Below are 14,781 nucleotides of genomic sequence, written 5' to 3' on the forward strand. Positions count from 1 at the left end.
CCTTAGAAGACTAGGAACAGATTCCATACCCCCAGGGACAACACCAACAGTACAGGTCCAAAGAGGGACTGCTCTTTGCAAAACCCTTGGGGTGTGCGGAAGTGTTGGACCAGGGAAAGCAGGAGTAACAAAAACCCCACCAGCACAAGCCAGAAAAGATGACCGTAATCTGTCGCCAGGGTCTGGAACAACTGGCTCAAGGGGACGAAACTACCCAATCCCGGCAGTCCCATCAAAGCCAAAAGACTGATATTCCGGCCCAAGGGTGCATTGGGGGTGAGTAAATAAAGGATCACCCCTAGGCCACAGGAGATGACAATTCTCACCGCTGGTAGCCAATCCAGTTCCGGAAAGGAAAGGCTTAGAAAAGCAAGTCCAGCGTAAGCCAGGGTGACCCAGGCCGCCGGCTCCCTTGGGGAACGGGGCGCAAGGGCAACGAGGGCACTGAAAAGAAAGTTTACAATACCCAGCAGGCCAAGGGTGAAGAGGAGACTAAGCTGGAAGGAAGCGAAAATGGGCTGACCTAACCGCAGGAGGGCATAGAATCCCGAGGGCGCAAAGATGCCCAGTGTCACTGCGGCGATGAGCTCCTCCTGCTGGGTTGCGCTTACCAACCAGCCGTGGAAGGGAAACAACCCCAACCGGATGCCGCAGGCCAAGAGCAGGGCGATGAACAGGGGCCAAGCCACCTGGGGATCGCAGTCGACCCAAGCCGAAAGGTCAAAGCTTCCGGTTAGACCATAGATCCTGGTCATCAACCAAAAGAGGGGTACCATGCTCAAAAGGGTGGCAAAGGCCCAGGACAGTCCCTGGGATCGTCCCTGGGAGACCAAAAGCCAGATCAAGGGTAGACTGGCCCCCAGCCACAGTCCATAAAAAACCAGCAGATGGGAAGTGAGGTAGACCGTCTCCAGGGCCAGCTGCACCAGGGCGAAGGCCACCATCTGCTCTCGCGTGGGTTCTTGGGACAATACCGCAAGGGTTCCCACAATGGTCAAAAGCAAGAAGGTCAGGGAGAGGGGGGAGAAGGCAGGTACATCCCCGGGAAACACCCGATGGATGAGAAGGAGCAATAGGGCACTAAGCTGGGTCATAATGGCCACAAGACGCAACTGGGCCAGGTAGCGCTTCGGCCAGAAAGCCGCCAGCACAGGGATACCGGTTAAGAACAAGAGCCCGTAATTCACCTGGAATTCCTCCCGACACCTTCTTTAGGTTTGACAGGAAACCGCGGTGGCAAAACATTCCACATCGTGTGTTGGAAGTATTGCAATCCCGCGGGGATGAAGAGCAACCATCGCAAGCTGGTTCTGGCGTCTAGCACGTGGCAAGGTAACACCAGTAACACACCTAGGAGCATACCCAAAGGTACCGCTGTGTACTGGCCGATCCTGGCCAAGAGGGTGATGCTGGCTAACCAGTAGGACAGCCGCATAGGGCCGGCCGCGGGGTAGGCCAGGCTATACCCCAGCAGCATAGATACCGATACTAGTAAGGAGAGGGGATCGTGAATCTCCCCAAAGGGTAGGACATGTTGGTCGACAATCACCGGTCCTAGGCTGCCCAAGAGGGGCAATAGCCAGGCCCTTTGATTTGACGCCAAGCCTACCATGCAGGCTACCATGAGGGCTGTAGATGAACCAGCCAGGGCCACAAGCAGAAGTGGCAGCTGGGCGGTCAGGGTTTTGCCCCACGCGGGGGATTCCCTGCGCAGTCCGATTACCTGTATCGTCAGGATCGTGACAAGACAAGCCAGGCTGAAGGAATCTACACGCAGGACAAAGGCCAATGGAGCTTGCAATGGCAAAGTCAGATTCACAGAGGGCACCTCACTTTTGATTCAATATTATACTATAGCTGGCACGATTTGTTAAAGGGGATAATTACCGAACAGTCTCCAGGGGGTGTGCAACAAAAACAGGGGGAATAGATGGATGCTGGAGCGGATCCTTGACCAAGCTTCAGCACTTCCCGGCATTTCCGCCGAAGCAACCTTCGCCTATGAACGGAGTCAACAGGCCTTGAACGAGGAAGTGCTGAAGGCTCTCGCTGAGGACCCGGTGGTTATTCACCTCATTGGCGACAAGTTCAAGGAAGAACAACCGCTTTTGGTGAGTGAACACGGTCGAATGATGGTGATCGTTTTCCGATTTGGAAACTTGGAGATCCTGGCAAGACTTCTTCCCAGGATTTACGCCCGTTATCTGCGTAAAGGGGTTGATCCTAGGTTGTATAACCAAGCCCTGCGGGCTTGGTACCAAGCAGTCTCTAGTCTTCTTCCCGCACCGCTGGCCCATCCCATTGGACAGGTTTACCAGTGGATGATGCAAAACCATCGCTATTGGCTGGCCTTGGCCCGAAGTGCAAGGGATGTCCTTGATTTGTTTCAAGACGTGGACTGGGGTGCTATCCAGAGGAGATTTGTGCAGCATGTGCTGTACGGTACCTATTCCCAGGCCGTAAGTCTCACCGAGGACGTCATCGCGGCCACGGGTGATTTGTGGAATTTTTACACATTGGTGTTGTATCGTTCTTTGGATCAGATTGAGCAGCTGGCGGCACGCCAGTGTATTCTTTGTAGTGTCCGGCATTTAGCTATGGCGGCCTTGGAGCGGATTATGGCCTCTTTGTATCTGGTCTTTCCTCGGACGGAACCCAGGAAGCCAAAGTTGCTGGTGGTGCCCGTGGTGGAGTTTGCCCAGCGTTTGGAGGCACAGATTAGCCGGGATCTTTATCACCTGGACGGTTGGGATGTGGAGGAAACCGAGGGAATGATGTCTTTGGACTCGTTTCTGTGGTTGGTTCAACAGCAGCAACCACATATCTTAAACCTAATCATTGGCGATCCACAGAAGGTGCCCTTGATAGAACGGATGTTGAAGGCACTGCGCAAAGAGGCTGGATCAATCCCTATGCGTATTCTGGTAAGTGGCACGGCCGTAGGGAACTACCCCGAACTGCGTAAAGTCCTCCCTGCCGATGGCTTTGTCGGGGATGCCCTTTCCGCAGTGGCTTTAGCCAACCGTTGGTGGAGTTGACAGTGATGATACAAGTTGATAGAAATCTGATGGAACAGGTTTTTGCCTATGTGATGCAGGAAAGCAAATTGGTGGTGGTACTGTTCACCCGGGATGGGTTGATTCAGGACTGTAGTGTCTTTGTATACAGACTTCTCGGGTTGTCGACCCAACCCCGGGGTGAGTTCCTGTGGCAGTATGTTGAGCGTCCAGACTGGTTCTCACACCGATTACCCGCCGGTCCAGTGGAGCTGGTCTTCAGGCTTCCGGGCGGTGTGGAGATGCCGATCTTTGGCCGCCTTGGGCTGGTAGATGAGCTTTATCTGTTTACTGGGGAGGGTCCCCAGGATACACCCCAGATGTTTAAGGACTTGAGCCGGATCAATGATGAGTTGGTGGGGCTTACCCGGCGTCTAAGCCAAGAGACCGCAGCCCTGGAGCGGGCCTACGCGAGGGCTTATCAACAGGTGCTGACCGATCCTCTGACGGGCTTGGGCAACCGGCGGTTTTTGTTGGATTATCTACAAAAGACGGTGGGGATGGCCCAACGGACCCCTCGGACCTTGGCGATGGCGATGGGGGATATTGATGATTTCAAACGGGTCAACGACCAGTACGGCCACGCCGTGGGGGATCGGGTGCTGCAGCATTTTGCGAGGCTCTTACGGGATAACTGCCGTCGGGACGACGTGGTGGCCCGTTTCGGCGGTGAGGAGTTTATCATTGTGTGTCAAAACGCCACCGCGGGTACCGCGGTCCACTGCGTGGAGCGCCTGCGGCGGCTGCTTGGGGAAACCGTCTTTGAGGGCGTGCCCCACCGGATTACCGTAAGCTTCGGAGTAACGGAACTACGCCCCCAGGACAGGGTAGAAGATCTACTGAAGCGGGTGGATGATGCCCTGTATCTAGCGAAAAAGCAAGGGAAGGACCAGGTGGTGGTCCTATAGACACAGATTCTGTGAAAATGGACAAAAGTCCCATGGTTTCCGTGAAAACCTTGTGATATAATGACTTCCGTGAGAAAGGCAAACCTGTCGAAAGGCAGGGACGCAAAGCCGCGAGTCTAAGGTACTCAAAATACTATGACAGTCGGGCTGCCCCCTTATTTCCTCCGTGGTGGGGGAAATAACGTATTCTGGTTGGCCTACTGGTGGAGGCTTGAGGAAACGACATGTTGTATTTAGTTTTTGCAGCGCTACTGGGGATTTACATCGTAAATCTTTTTCTGACCATTAAACAGTACATAAAGGTCAGAAGGCTACGTCAGGAAAAGGAGATTGTCAGCCCTAAAGATGTGAGTTACCTGTCTATGCTAGTCGTGCGCTCCGTGGCCCTAACCCTGGGGTTAATGTTAGGGGGCGTTTGCTTAGTAGTATGAGTGCAGGTGAAGGCAAGGAAGGGAAGACTTCTTTGCCTTCACGTTCGACTACCGAACCCGGTGCACTAAGTCTGTGAATTGTTGATTCCCTCCTTGTTTTTCTCGTTTTCTTTTCCCATGGTAGACTTGTGAGTATGCTGTGAAATCAGAAAACCAAACCCTAGACCCGATGAATAGCCCAGGAAAAGCTTGCCAATAGCGTAGAACGTGATCAGGTCTGAAGGAGACGAAGCGACATCCTGGTAGTGGGAGAGAAGGGTTTGGGACTGTGGTCTTGGGGAGAACCATAGTACATCAAGCTGGTATCTCGTCTTGATCGTTCCACGACTTTGGCCAGCCGGCCTGAATACTCGAACCATTGATCGAAAGGCTACGGGTAGAGAGAGGTGTTGGAAATAAAGTAGCCGAAACATCCCGCTGGGCTGTTTCGGCTACACAGTTGATGTAACGACCTTGCTCTCATATTCCCTCTTGCTTCTTTGGTCTTCCCTTACTTTCCGACCACCACACTGCCCGGTTCAACATTTTGTTCCATCTCGAAATCGACTCCCGTGGAGAACAGGGAAAAACCATCGGCAAAGAGACTATATCCGCCGGAGACGTAGGCCGTCAACCCTGGACGGATGGAATACATGATCCGGGCATATCCCTTTTCCCGGTCGGAGAGCTCCTGCGCCTGTCCGGCCCGGTATTCCCAATGGAGTACCGAATAGGCATCGGGCGAATTACCCATGCCCATGGCTAGGGCAATGCCGTAGTTGCAGATCGCTTTGTCCGGGGTTCAGGCGTTGAATCTCACGGTGACCCGGGTGAGGTAACCGCTGGAGTTCCAGTTCCGTGCCACCGATACCGCCTGGCTTTGATAGGGCGGCCCTTTTCGGAAAACAAGATCCGCTGCCGCGTAGGAGTAGGTCTCTCGGAAGATGACCACCGGAGCAACATTTTTGTTGCTGAGGATCTCGTTTTGCCATTGGTTCAGGATGTTTTGGATCCGATTCCGGGCGGTGTCGGACAGACCGTCGAAATAATAATAGACGATACGGTTAGCCCAGCGGGTCAAAGGTTCCGGATCGGAATAGATGATATACCCCCGGCTATCCCGACCAATGGGATATTGCATACCTCCCAGTTGCACGAACATGTCATTGTCAAAATACCAGGGCAACTCGATTAGAATAGGCGGCCAGGTTGTCTCCCGGGGATAGGTGACGTAGCGGTCGTCATAGCCGAGAAGGGTATACCCCCGGATACGGTAATCTCCGGCGGGTAGGCGCGCAAACCGATACCAATATTCCCCATTTCGCCAGCCGCTGAAGGCACCATAGGTCCGGTAGGTGGCGTAATTCATTGCCTCCACAGACCCCTCAATCACTGGGAAATACTTATTCGAAGTGCCGAAGGGCCCCAGGTGCACCTGTCCCTCCAAAGGCGGTCCGCCGATTTCGATGCGGATAGAGCCGGAGCAGCTACTTAAGAGTATTGTAAGACAGAGGAGTGCTGTGAGCTTTTTCCACATGACGCTCCCTCCCTTCCCCGGCGTTTACCGGGTGTAATAGTCTACCAGGCGGGCGATGTAGGTGTTAGGACCACTATACAGGATGGAAACTACCGGCAAAGGCAAGGCCGGATCGATGAGCAAGTACAATACATCCTCCCGGCCCGAAGAGACCACTCCCTCATACAAGTAGTAGCTGATCGGCGCATACCGTCCCCAGGTGAAATCAATGGTTATCCGGAAGGGCGGATTCTCCTCCTCAAAGGCAATGCCACCCTTGGATGAACCGGGACCGGGGTAGCTGGGTGAATCCGGATAGCCGAAGTCGATGCCGCCCTTGAGACTGGAGGTCTTACGGGAATCAATGATCCTTTCCACCCAGAAGGAGTCGGAATCCACGGTGAACACCCGGCCTTCCCGCAGATCCGCACGGGTAAACTCGGTGTACCAGGTCAGGAAGAGGAAGGGTGTGCTTAACAAACGCAGTTGATCAATATCTATATATGGATTCTTGACCAAAAGGGAAGCGATAATATGCTCGTAGGCCCCGACATCAGCCAGGCGCACACTGCCCCAACCCCGTTCCAGACGGTCAAACTCCCATTCGTAATCCAAAAGGTTGCGCCAATCAAGGCCAGACCGAGAAACGTCCAGGTATAGCCTGCCTGTGGTCCGAGTGGTTCGATTACGCACGTGTTCCAGTTCATAGACAAAACTCTGCCCATAGCGGAAGTCGTAGATTCCATGCCATCTTTCCGCAAAGGCCCCAAAGCTAACCAGGAGAACAACGATCAAGGTGCAAAAGAATATGCTCTTATAACGGTGTAACATGCTTTTCCCCCCTTAGGCAAATGAAGCGGACTCACTATTATGATACCATAAATGAGTTAAACTGCCACTTTTCGCTCAGGGAAAATATTTACCTTTTTCCCCGTTGGGGTATGCTAAAAAGGAGTTCTAAACAGCGTGCCGAATATCAGTCTGTTGGGGAGGGGACCTATTGTCCATGGAAAATCTGCAAGTGGCCCTAGTGTCCCTAGGGTGTGACAAAAACACCATTGATAGTGAAATCATGTTGGGCCTGCTCAAGAACGCCGGGTTACAACTGACCGCGGATCCTGGGCAGGCCGATGTAATTGTGGTCAATACTTGTTGTTTCATCGAAGATGCCCAGCAAGAGTCCATTAACGCCATCTTGGAAATGGCCCAATACAAAGAGCAGGGTAAGTGCCGGGCTTTGGTGGTGACCGGTTGTCTGGCCCAGCGTTTTTCCGCGGAACTGTCCGCAGAGCTGCCAGAGGTGGACGGCTTTCTAGGAACGGGACAAGTGTCCAAGATCGTGGAGGTGGTGGAGAAGGCCCTCGGTGACAGTCGGGTAAGCCTGATCGGGGAGCCGGGCCTTGTGGAAGGACCCCGGGTGGTGTCCACTCCCGGTCACTACGCGTATTTGAAGATCGCCGAAGGTTGCGATCACCGGTGTAGTTTCTGTGTGATCCCCGCAGTACGAGGTGGTTATGTTTCCCGACCCCTGGAGCGGGTGGTGGCGGAGGCCCAGGAGTTGGTGCAAAGGGGAGTGAAAGAGCTGATCCTGGTGGCCCAGGATACCAGCCGCTATGGCGTTGACCTAGTGGGCAAGCCCCTTTTGGCTACCTTATTGCATCGGTTAAACGATCTTGCGGGCTTGCGATGGATTCGGGTGTTGTACACGTACCCGGCCCTGATCAATGATGAGTTGCTGGAGGCTTTGCTGTTGCCTAAAGTCTGCCGCTACCTGGACCTGCCCTTGCAGCATGTCAGCGCCCGGGTCTTGAGATCCATGAACCGGCCGGTGATGGATTATCGCCGGTTGCTTGGCCGTATTCGGCAACGGGTTCCGGGGATTCATTTGCGGACTACTATGATTGTCGGTTATCCAACGGAAGAGGACGAAGACTTCCAGGAACTGTTGGCTTTTGTCCGCAGCATGCGCATTGAGAATCTGGGAGTGTTCAAGTTTTCACCCCAGGCGGGTACTAAGGCGGCGGAACTTCCCCCGTTGCCCCCTGCGGTGGTGGAGGAAAGATATGCGCGGATTATGGAGACCCAACAAGGAATTGTGGCCCAGCTCAACGAAGAATTAATCGGGACTGTTCTGCCAGTGATGATTGATGGCCCTTCTCCCGAGTCCAGTTTAGTGTATCAGGGGAGGCATCAAGGCCAGGCACCGGAGATTGACGGGCTGGTCTATCTTGGCATGGAATTTGCGCCAGGGACGATGGTGCAGGTCAAGATCACCGATGCCCGCGCGTATGACCTGACAGGGGAGGTACTTGGTTTTGCCTAATTTGCCCACAATCTTAACCTTAGCAAGGATCGTGCTTGTGCCCGCCATGATGATTCTGGCGTTACCCCAGGTGCCCTCGGGCCGGGTGTGGGCGGGGATAGTGTTTATCATTGCCTGTATCACCGATTTCCTCGACGGATATATTGCCCGGAAACGCAAGGAGGTTACCATTTTTGGCAGTGTCATTGACCCGGTCGCGGACAAGCTGCTGGTTTCAGCCGCCTTGTTGTCTTTGATGGACCTGGGAATGCTTGCTGGTTGGATGGTGATGTTGATCATTGGACGGGAGTTTGCGGTCTCGGGGCTACGGGTGGTCTTAGCTTCGGAGGATTACGTGATGCCCGCCAGCAATTGGGGCAAAGCCAAGACCGTCACTCAGATGCTGGCCATTGTCGCCCTGTTCTTTCAATGGCCCTATGCCGCTGTTTTGTTTTGGTTGTCTGTGGTCTTAACGGTGATCTCTGGCTTGGAGTATTTTATCCGGGCCCGACACATTTTGTTCAAAAAGTGAGGAGGCAACAGTATGCGGAATCTTTTGGCGGGGGAGGAGACCTTTTTCCAAAGGTACAAGCACTTCCTGTTCGCACTATATTACCTTGTTACCTTTACGTTGTACAGCACCTTTAACATGTACGTATTCCCCCGCCATTTCATGTACCATTGGCTAGATGATTACGTACCCTTCATGAAAATTTTCATCATTCCCTACGTGGTCTGGTATTTCTACATTGCCTTTGCCCTAATATATGTGGGTTTTGTTTCCCGGGAGGAGTTTATCCGGTTTTGCATCTTCATGTTTGGAGGCATGACCCTCTCCTTTGTGATTTACTTTTTCTTCCGTAATGGGCAGAATTTGCGCCCCCTGATGCTGGATGACGATTTCCTTTCTCGGCTGATCCAGGCTATCTACGTTAAGGATCGGCCCATGTGTTCCTCCCCTAGTATGCATGTGCATAACTCGGTGGCAGTGCATATTGCCCTCCGCAGGGTTTGGCCCCACCGGCCCGTGGCCCGGGCGGTGTCCTTTGTAATCATGGTGTCGATTATCCTGTCCACCGTCTGCATTAAGCAGCATTCGGTTTTGGACATTTTCCATGCTTTGTTCATGGGTGCCGCTCTCTATCCTTTGGTCTATGGGCTTCCTCATAGGGCCACTCAGACCAAGGGCCTTGCAGGCCAGGCATAATTCGCTGTTTCATCGAAGGGAGGCAGTTGGGTTCACTTTCCGGCTAGGAGAGTGAACGCGTCGCATTGCTGGAACAAATCGAGTTAGCTAAGATTGTGGTGGAAAAGCACAGGGATGTGGTTGATCTTAAGGGGCTAGCCGAGTCCATCGAACAGGTGGGCTTGCTTCATCCGCTGTTGGTCCAGCCCCAGGGAGACGGGTATACCTTGGTGGCCGGTTACAGGAGGTTTCTGGCTATCAAACAGCTGGGCTGGAAGACTGCCCCCGCCTTTATCCTTCCGCCCGATGCGCCGGCGGATCTGATCCGGATTATCGAAAACATCCAGCGGGAGGATGTGGATCCCCTCTGCAAAGCCGAGGCATTACTCACCCTGAAGCGGGACAAGGGGTGGAGTCACCAACAGCTCAGCGAAGTCACTGGAATGCCCCAGAGCAAGGTAAGCTATTATCTGAACATCCTGGATCTGCCGGCGAAATACCAGCGGGAGATTGTAAAGAACTTCCAGGATGGTTCCTCGCCCTTAACACTGTCCCACGTGGCGGTGGCCAGGGTGGTGGAACGCACCTTGGGCAATCCGGAGATGTTCTATTTGATCCTCGATGCGGTGCTGGAATACGGGCTGACGAAAGCGGAGACTCAGGAGATTGTGAGTCTCATCAAGAAGAACTATAATCTGAGCCTCGAGGCGGCCCTGATTCTGGTTCGCCCAGCCCAGTTCCGTTATGAGCAGAAGATCACCCGCCTTTCGAAACCAGTGGAGGAGTTGCTCCAGGCCTATGAGGCCCTGGGGAAGTCCCTCGAGTCCCTGAAGGATGCGCCCCTTGCCACAGGCAGCCGCAAGGAGCTGTTAAACACGGTACGTCGGGTGCTGGATCAGGTGGAGACCACCCGGAACATCCTGGAGCGGAGTTGATGTAGGCGCCAGGGTGGCAGGGAATTGGCGCCTTTTGTCGAAGATAGGAAACGGCCGGAAAGCCTCCTCAGCAAGGAGGCTTTTGCACATGACAAATTCCTTGATCGAAGCCTTTTTGGATTATCTGCACAGTGAACGGCGGCTAAGTTTCCATACCCGCCGGGCTTACCGCTATGATCTTGAACAGTTTTTTTCCTTTGTGGGCCACGATGTCGATGCTGCAAATATCACCTCCGAAGATGTGGAACGATATGTGGCCTATCTGCACCGGGAACGACAGAACGCTCCCCGCACCATCGCACGGCGGGTCAGCACCCTGCGGTCCTTCTTCAGGTTTTTGTCCCAACCGCCCTGGGGCCTGACCCTTGATCCCACCGGTTTTTCTGGTCCGGTGTCCAAGGGCTCTTTGCCCCCCCACTATTTGACCGAGGGAGAAGAGAATCGGTTCCTGCGGGCCTGTCTGCGCTATGGGTCTTGGCCCAGCCGAGACTTTTGCCTTTTTCGTCTGTTCTTGTCCTGTGGTTGTCGTCTGGCGGAGGTAGTGGAACTGACGGTGGCCGATGTGGACCTGGGACGTTCCCTTTTGGTGGTCCGGGGTAGCAGTGGAGCGAGGACCCTGCAGCTGCACCGCTGGACCCGGTTGGCTCTACAGCAGTATCTGCTGGAGCGGGGGGAGCTATCCATTCCGAATCTCTTCGTGAATTACTACAAGACCCGAGGTCTGAGTCCACGGGGGATCCAGTACTTGTTCAAGCGGTTGGCGAAGAAGGCCGAGATTGACCATCCCCGGGTGACGGTGCATACCCTGCGGATTACCTACCTCGTCCGGCTCACTGCCCAGGGACTGAACGAAAGGACGATCCAGGAACTGGCGGGACACCGGAGCCTGGCTACCACCCGTCGGTACACCCGTACCCAAACGGCCTGAAACCATTGCCGGACACACCCCGGTGGGGTACACTATAGGAAAGTGCAGCGGAATCTTTGTGTTGTAGGAGGAGACGGCATGCTGAAGCTTACCCAGGTGAGTAAGACCTACCGGGGGAAGGCCAAACCCGCGGTGACGGGACTGGATTTGGAAGTGCGGCCGGGGGAGATCTTTGGATTCCTCGGGCCCAATGGGGCCGGGAAGACCACCACCATCAAGATGATCGTGGGGCTATTGTTACCCGATGAGGGTACCATTGAAGTGGCCGGTCACGACGTGGTGCGAGATCCCATCGGAGCCAAGCGAATGATTGGCTATGTGCCCGACGAGCCTAACCTGTATGAACGTCTTACGGGGATCGAGTATCTAAATCTGGTGGCCGATGCCCACGGTTTGAGTAAAGAAGAGCGGAAGGCCCAGATGGAGATATATTTGCACATCTTTGGCTTGGAGGGGGCGGTGCGGGATCTGGTGGCCAGTTACTCCCATGGGATGCAGCAAAAATTGGCCCTGACCGCTGCCCTCCTGCATAACCCGCCGTTGTTTATCCTCGATGAGCCCATGGTGGGCCTCGATCCCAAGTCCCAGAATTTCTTCAAAGGCCTGATGCGGTCCCATTGTGAGGCGGGGAATGCGGTCTTTTTCTCCACCCACATCCTGGAGGTGGCCGAGCGCATTTGCGATCGTATTGGGATTATCTCCGACGGGCGACTGATTGCCACCGGGACGGTGGAGGAGATCGTCCAGGCGGGCCATACCCTTGAGGACGTGTTCCTCACCCTGACGGCAGGTGATGATCATGCCCGCGATTAACCGGGTCTTATCCCTTACCAAAGTGTTGCTCAACAACACCTGGGGACTGTCGAAGGCCAAGTATGAGTACTTGGTGCGGCGGGAGCGCACCTGGGAACTGGTTTTGATCCTTCTTTCTATCATCTTTATCTTTGGCCTATTTGCCAGTGTATTTGGGTTGGCCACCGATTACCTTTACGACCAGCTGGCCCCGATCGGCCAGCAGTCGGTGGTGTTGGCCGTGGTCCTGTTGATTTGCCAGGTGGTGGTCTTCGTCCTGGGGGTCATCCTGGCGATCAGCATCTTCTACTTTTCCCGGGATACGGAGATCTTGCTGCCCCTGCCTTTCCACCCCTACGAAGTGGTGGTGGCCAAATTTGCTGTGGTGTTGATTAACGAATACCTTTCTTTGTTGGGGTTCTTGGCTCCGGTCCTGGTGGTCTATGGGATCAAGGCCCAGGGGGGAGTGGCCTATTGGCTCAGTGCCCTCGTGACCTTCCTCTTTGTTCCCCTGTTGCCCCTGGGTCTGGCCTGTTTGCTCACCTTCTTGGTGATGCGGTTTGTGAACCTTAGTTCTCGCAAGGAATTGATCACCCTGCTCGGGGGATTTTTGCTTTTGGGAGTAGTCATCGTTTTTCAATTCTATGTCCAGACCCAGGCGGAGCATCCGGAGCAACTGCTGGAAAGCCTTTTCAGCGAAGAGGGACTGGTGCTTCTTTTAAGTAGAAGGTTTCCCCCTAGCCTGTGGTTTACCCGGGCTTTGACCCAAGCTGGAAATGTGACGGGCCTGGGCGGGTTGTTGCTTTTGGCCGGAACCAGCGTCTGCATGCTCGCGTTGGCCGTGGGCGTGGGCCAGTTGGCCTTCTATCGGTCGTTGGTCTTCGGGATGGAGGCGGACCGGGGGAAAGACAAGCAACTCAAACTGGATTACACCCCCCGGAGAGTGGTTTTTGCAGTGGCGGCCAATGAGTTCCGGCTGTTTTTTCGCCGGGCGGTATATGTGTTGAATGGCCTGGCAGGGCTGATCGTTTTACCAGTGATGTTGCTGTTTCCCTTTATCTCCCAGTCCAGTGCCATTGGGGAGATCTTTGCGGAGATTTCGGGTCCCTTGCCCTTCATCGCGTTTTTTGCTGGCTTTGGTTACAGTGTGCTCCAGACAGGGTTGACCGCCCTGCCTGTTACCGCCTTTTCCCGGGAGGGGAAGGAACTGGCCATCCTCAAGGCCTTACCCATTTCCTTTACCACGTTATTCTTAGGGAAGCTTTTTGCCATTCAGGCCATCATTCTGCTGGGCTCCTTAGCGGGGGTCATTGTGCTGGGTGTTTTGCTCCAGGCCTTGGATTACGCTCTTTTAGGCTTTGGGGTCAGTATCTTGGCTTCCACGGCCTTTAGCAGCAACCTGATGTTGATCGATCTTAAACGGCCCTACTTGGACTGGACCAACCCCCAGCAGGCGATCAAGTCCAATGTGAACAGTCTCATCGGCATGGGGGTGACCTTTGTAGTTGCCGGGATAGTTGGTTTCTTGGCCCGCCAGCTGTATGTGCAGGGTGTGTCCTTTGGGGGGATCCTGTTTTTTACTACCTTGGTTTCCGCCCTCTGGCTGGGGCTAAGTTATCTTTTGGTGAAAAGATCCCAACATCTGTGGTACGGACAGGAGTTCTAATATCTAGACCTGGTAGCCACGTGCGACTCAGCGGCACGTCTGGATGGTTTATGGTGTAAAAGTAAAGGTCTCGTAGAAGAAGCGCTTTGTCGCTGAAAAGAAGGAGGATTCCCTCGATGACTGGTCTAGCGCCAAAGAGGCAAAGGGAAGATCAGGACCATACGCAGGAAGCCATTGCAAAAAGGGCAGAGTATATTGTTGCGGAACTAGAAAACCTCATACGCACTGACCCTGGTGTTCGGGAAGCACTAGCTATTGCCAGTGGCAAGTATTCCTTGGATGAGAAAGAGGCAGCATTAATGGAGGTTTATCAAGTGCTTGAGGACGTCCTTACTCGGCTAGTTCTTGATACTCCACATGCTCGGCATCCGCATACTTCTTTGCGGTGGGTCAACTGACCCCTAAACGCCTGGAAATCTCTGCTATCGACAATCCTTCCTTGTTACGCAAAAATCTTTTATACCTATTTGGACCATTCTTAGCATCCTCTCTTAACCCTCCATTGTGGCAAATGTTGAGGGTTATACTTTCGAAAGGTGCGGGGAATGGTCCTCTCTTTTGGGTAAGAGCGACCTCTAAAAAACTGGGCTGCCATTCTCTCAAATTCTATTTTGCCACACACACTGATGCACATGTACGAGAGGCAATGGTTATCGCCTGTGGCAGGTTTTCGCTTAATGCAAAGGAATTTGCGTTGAGGACCCCAATGAGTTGTGCCCGGCAATTTCTTCAGGTTCTCCTCTTTGCAGCGGTTGGGCGAGTCTAGCGATCGATTGTGTTGTGTTGGCGAGCTCTTAGGGAAAATAAGACTTGGCCAGACTACAGATTCTTCTTGGCCGCAGATGCACGTCGTTTTGATTGCCAGGTACCTTCCTTTAGGCGCTGGCACCATTGGTGTTAGATGCCACATTATTTGAGACAGCCAGAGCGCATATTATTTGAGATAATAAGAAGAAAAAAACTGGATGCTTCTGGTAGTGTTAGGGGCGTGAATGGTGTCTACGGGTACAACTTAGGGTGGAGAATATTGAGGGGTGGCAATGGGATTCATTGCCCCCCCGGGGATGTAGTTCAAACGTCCA

General features: G+C 53.8%; 16 protein-coding genes and 1 riboswitch. Of the genes, 11 read left to right on the forward strand and 5 right to left on the reverse strand.

Annotated features, from left to right (window positions below; translation table 11 throughout):
* Positions 1 to 2: 2 nt before the first annotated feature.
* Positions 3 to 1,187 carry a hypothetical protein gene (locus GXX57_02225; GenBank protein ID HHV43472.1) on the reverse strand — a complete coding sequence of 395 codons (1,185 nt, stop codon included), beginning with the start codon at positions 1,185 to 1,187 and terminating at the stop codon, positions 3 to 5.
* Entirely contained in the window at positions 1,184 to 1,819 is a 636-nt protein-coding gene (locus GXX57_02230; protein ID HHV43473.1) for a hypothetical protein, read from the reverse strand. The genes GXX57_02225 and GXX57_02230 overlap by 4 nt, the downstream gene beginning before the upstream one ends.
* 115 nt (positions 1,820 to 1,934) lie before the next feature.
* Between GXX57_02230 and GXX57_02235 the strand changes: the two genes are divergently transcribed.
* The 3 genes from GXX57_02235 to GXX57_02245 all read left to right on the forward strand — a co-directional run bounded on the left by GXX57_02235 (position 1,935) and on the right by GXX57_02245 (position 4,395).
* Positions 1,935 to 3,038: a hypothetical protein gene (locus tag GXX57_02235; GenBank protein HHV43474.1), complete on the forward strand. Its 1,104-nt coding sequence runs from the start codon at positions 1,935 to 1,937 to the stop codon at positions 3,036 to 3,038.
* 5 nt (positions 3,039 to 3,043) lie between these two features.
* Positions 3,044 to 3,964, forward strand: coding sequence for a GGDEF domain-containing protein (locus GXX57_02240; protein HHV43475.1), 921 nt, complete (start codon positions 3,044 to 3,046; stop codon positions 3,962 to 3,964).
* A 67-nt stretch (positions 3,965 to 4,031) separates the two neighbouring features.
* A riboswitch (cyclic di-GMP riboswitch) is annotated at positions 4,032 to 4,119 on the forward strand.
* A gap of 69 nt (positions 4,120 to 4,188) precedes the next feature.
* On the forward strand, positions 4,189 to 4,395 hold the full coding sequence (locus GXX57_02245) for a hypothetical protein (GenBank protein HHV43476.1): 207 nt from the start codon (positions 4,189 to 4,191) through the stop codon (positions 4,393 to 4,395).
* A gap of 490 nt (positions 4,396 to 4,885) precedes the next feature.
* On the opposite strand, the gene GXX57_02250 is transcribed toward GXX57_02245, so the two are convergent.
* From GXX57_02250 to GXX57_02260, 3 genes are read right to left on the reverse strand one after another with little or no spacing between them, the layout of a single operon-like run.
* Entirely contained in the window at positions 4,886 to 5,128 is a 243-nt protein-coding gene (locus GXX57_02250; protein ID HHV43477.1) for a hypothetical protein, read from the reverse strand.
* Positions 5,129 to 5,176: 48 nt separating this feature from the next.
* On the reverse strand, positions 5,177 to 5,911 hold the full coding sequence (locus GXX57_02255; GenBank protein HHV43478.1) for a carboxypeptidase regulatory-like domain-containing protein: 735 nt from the start codon (positions 5,909 to 5,911) through the stop codon (positions 5,177 to 5,179).
* 24 nt (positions 5,912 to 5,935) lie between these two features.
* The gene (locus GXX57_02260) at positions 5,936 to 6,721 is read right to left on the reverse strand and encodes a hypothetical protein (GenBank protein HHV43479.1); all 786 of its coding nucleotides are present in this window, start codon (positions 6,719 to 6,721) and stop codon (positions 5,936 to 5,938) included.
* Positions 6,722 to 6,905: 184 nt separating this feature from the next.
* Here GXX57_02260 and rimO point away from each other — a divergent pair, with 184 nt between their 5' ends.
* The 8 genes from rimO to GXX57_02300 all read left to right on the forward strand — a co-directional run bounded on the left by rimO (position 6,906) and on the right by GXX57_02300 (position 14,097).
* Complete coding sequence (rimO, locus tag GXX57_02265) at positions 6,906 to 8,213, forward strand: 30S ribosomal protein S12 methylthiotransferase RimO (protein ID HHV43480.1); 1,308 nt, start codon at positions 6,906 to 6,908, stop codon at positions 8,211 to 8,213.
* Positions 8,200 to 8,724 carry a CDP-diacylglycerol--glycerol-3-phosphate 3-phosphatidyltransferase gene (gene pgsA / locus GXX57_02270; GenBank protein HHV43481.1) on the forward strand — a complete coding sequence of 175 codons (525 nt, stop codon included), beginning with the start codon at positions 8,200 to 8,202 and terminating at the stop codon, positions 8,722 to 8,724. Before rimO ends, pgsA begins: the two co-directional genes overlap by 14 nt.
* A gap of 12 nt (positions 8,725 to 8,736) precedes the next feature.
* Positions 8,737 to 9,399 carry a phosphatidic acid phosphatase gene (locus GXX57_02275; protein ID HHV43482.1) on the forward strand — a complete coding sequence of 221 codons (663 nt, stop codon included), beginning with the start codon at positions 8,737 to 8,739 and terminating at the stop codon, positions 9,397 to 9,399.
* Positions 9,400 to 9,464: 65 nt separating this feature from the next.
* Positions 9,465 to 10,313 (forward strand): ParB/RepB/Spo0J family partition protein, encoded by an 849-nt coding sequence (locus GXX57_02280; GenBank protein ID HHV43483.1) that lies wholly within the window; start codon positions 9,465 to 9,467, stop codon positions 10,311 to 10,313.
* Between the two features lie 88 nt (positions 10,314 to 10,401).
* Positions 10,402 to 11,241, forward strand: coding sequence for a tyrosine-type recombinase/integrase (locus GXX57_02285; GenBank protein HHV43484.1), 840 nt, complete (start codon positions 10,402 to 10,404; stop codon positions 11,239 to 11,241).
* A 78-nt stretch (positions 11,242 to 11,319) separates the two neighbouring features.
* Positions 11,320 to 12,054 (forward strand): ABC transporter ATP-binding protein, encoded by a 735-nt coding sequence (locus tag GXX57_02290; GenBank protein ID HHV43485.1) that lies wholly within the window; start codon positions 11,320 to 11,322, stop codon positions 12,052 to 12,054.
* Positions 12,041 to 13,699, forward strand: coding sequence for a hypothetical protein (locus GXX57_02295; GenBank protein ID HHV43486.1), 1,659 nt, complete (start codon positions 12,041 to 12,043; stop codon positions 13,697 to 13,699). Before GXX57_02290 ends, GXX57_02295 begins: the two co-directional genes overlap by 14 nt.
* A 116-nt stretch (positions 13,700 to 13,815) precedes the next feature.
* Complete coding sequence (locus tag GXX57_02300; GenBank protein HHV43487.1) at positions 13,816 to 14,097, forward strand: hypothetical protein; 282 nt, start codon at positions 13,816 to 13,818, stop codon at positions 14,095 to 14,097.
* Positions 14,098 to 14,781 lie beyond the last annotated feature (684 nt).

This window comes from Bacillota bacterium (assembly GCA_012839765.1).
Lineage (GTDB): Bacteria > Bacillota > Limnochordia > DUMW01 > DUMW01 > DUMW01.

What these genes read in the sequence shown, in the direction of transcription:
- GXX57_02235 (HHV43474.1), top strand. Translation starts at nt 1,935, where the DNA reads ATGCTGGAGCGGATCCTTGACCAAGCTTCAGCACTTCCCGGCATTTCC.
- GXX57_02240 (HHV43475.1), top strand. Translation starts at nt 3,044, where the DNA reads ATGATACAAGTTGATAGAAATCTGATGGAACAGGTTTTTGCCTATGTG.
- GXX57_02245 (HHV43476.1), top strand. Translation starts at nt 4,189, where the DNA reads ATGTTGTATTTAGTTTTTGCAGCGCTACTGGGGATTTACATCGTAAAT.
- GXX57_02250 (HHV43477.1), bottom strand. Translation starts at nt 5,128, where the DNA reads ATGGGTAATTCGCCCGATGCCTATTCGGTACTCCATTGGGAATACCGG.
- GXX57_02255 (HHV43478.1), bottom strand. Translation starts at nt 5,911, where the DNA reads ATGTGGAAAAAGCTCACAGCACTCCTCTGTCTTACAATACTCTTAAGT.
- GXX57_02260 (HHV43479.1), bottom strand. Translation starts at nt 6,721, where the DNA reads ATGTTACACCGTTATAAGAGCATATTCTTTTGCACCTTGATCGTTGTT.
- GXX57_02275 (HHV43482.1), top strand. Translation starts at nt 8,737, where the DNA reads ATGCGGAATCTTTTGGCGGGGGAGGAGACCTTTTTCCAAAGGTACAAG.
- GXX57_02285 (HHV43484.1), top strand. Translation starts at nt 10,402, where the DNA reads ATGACAAATTCCTTGATCGAAGCCTTTTTGGATTATCTGCACAGTGAA.
- GXX57_02290 (HHV43485.1), top strand. Translation starts at nt 11,320, where the DNA reads ATGCTGAAGCTTACCCAGGTGAGTAAGACCTACCGGGGGAAGGCCAAA.
- GXX57_02295 (HHV43486.1), top strand. Translation starts at nt 12,041, where the DNA reads ATGCCCGCGATTAACCGGGTCTTATCCCTTACCAAAGTGTTGCTCAAC.
- GXX57_02300 (HHV43487.1), top strand. Translation starts at nt 13,816, where the DNA reads ATGACTGGTCTAGCGCCAAAGAGGCAAAGGGAAGATCAGGACCATACG.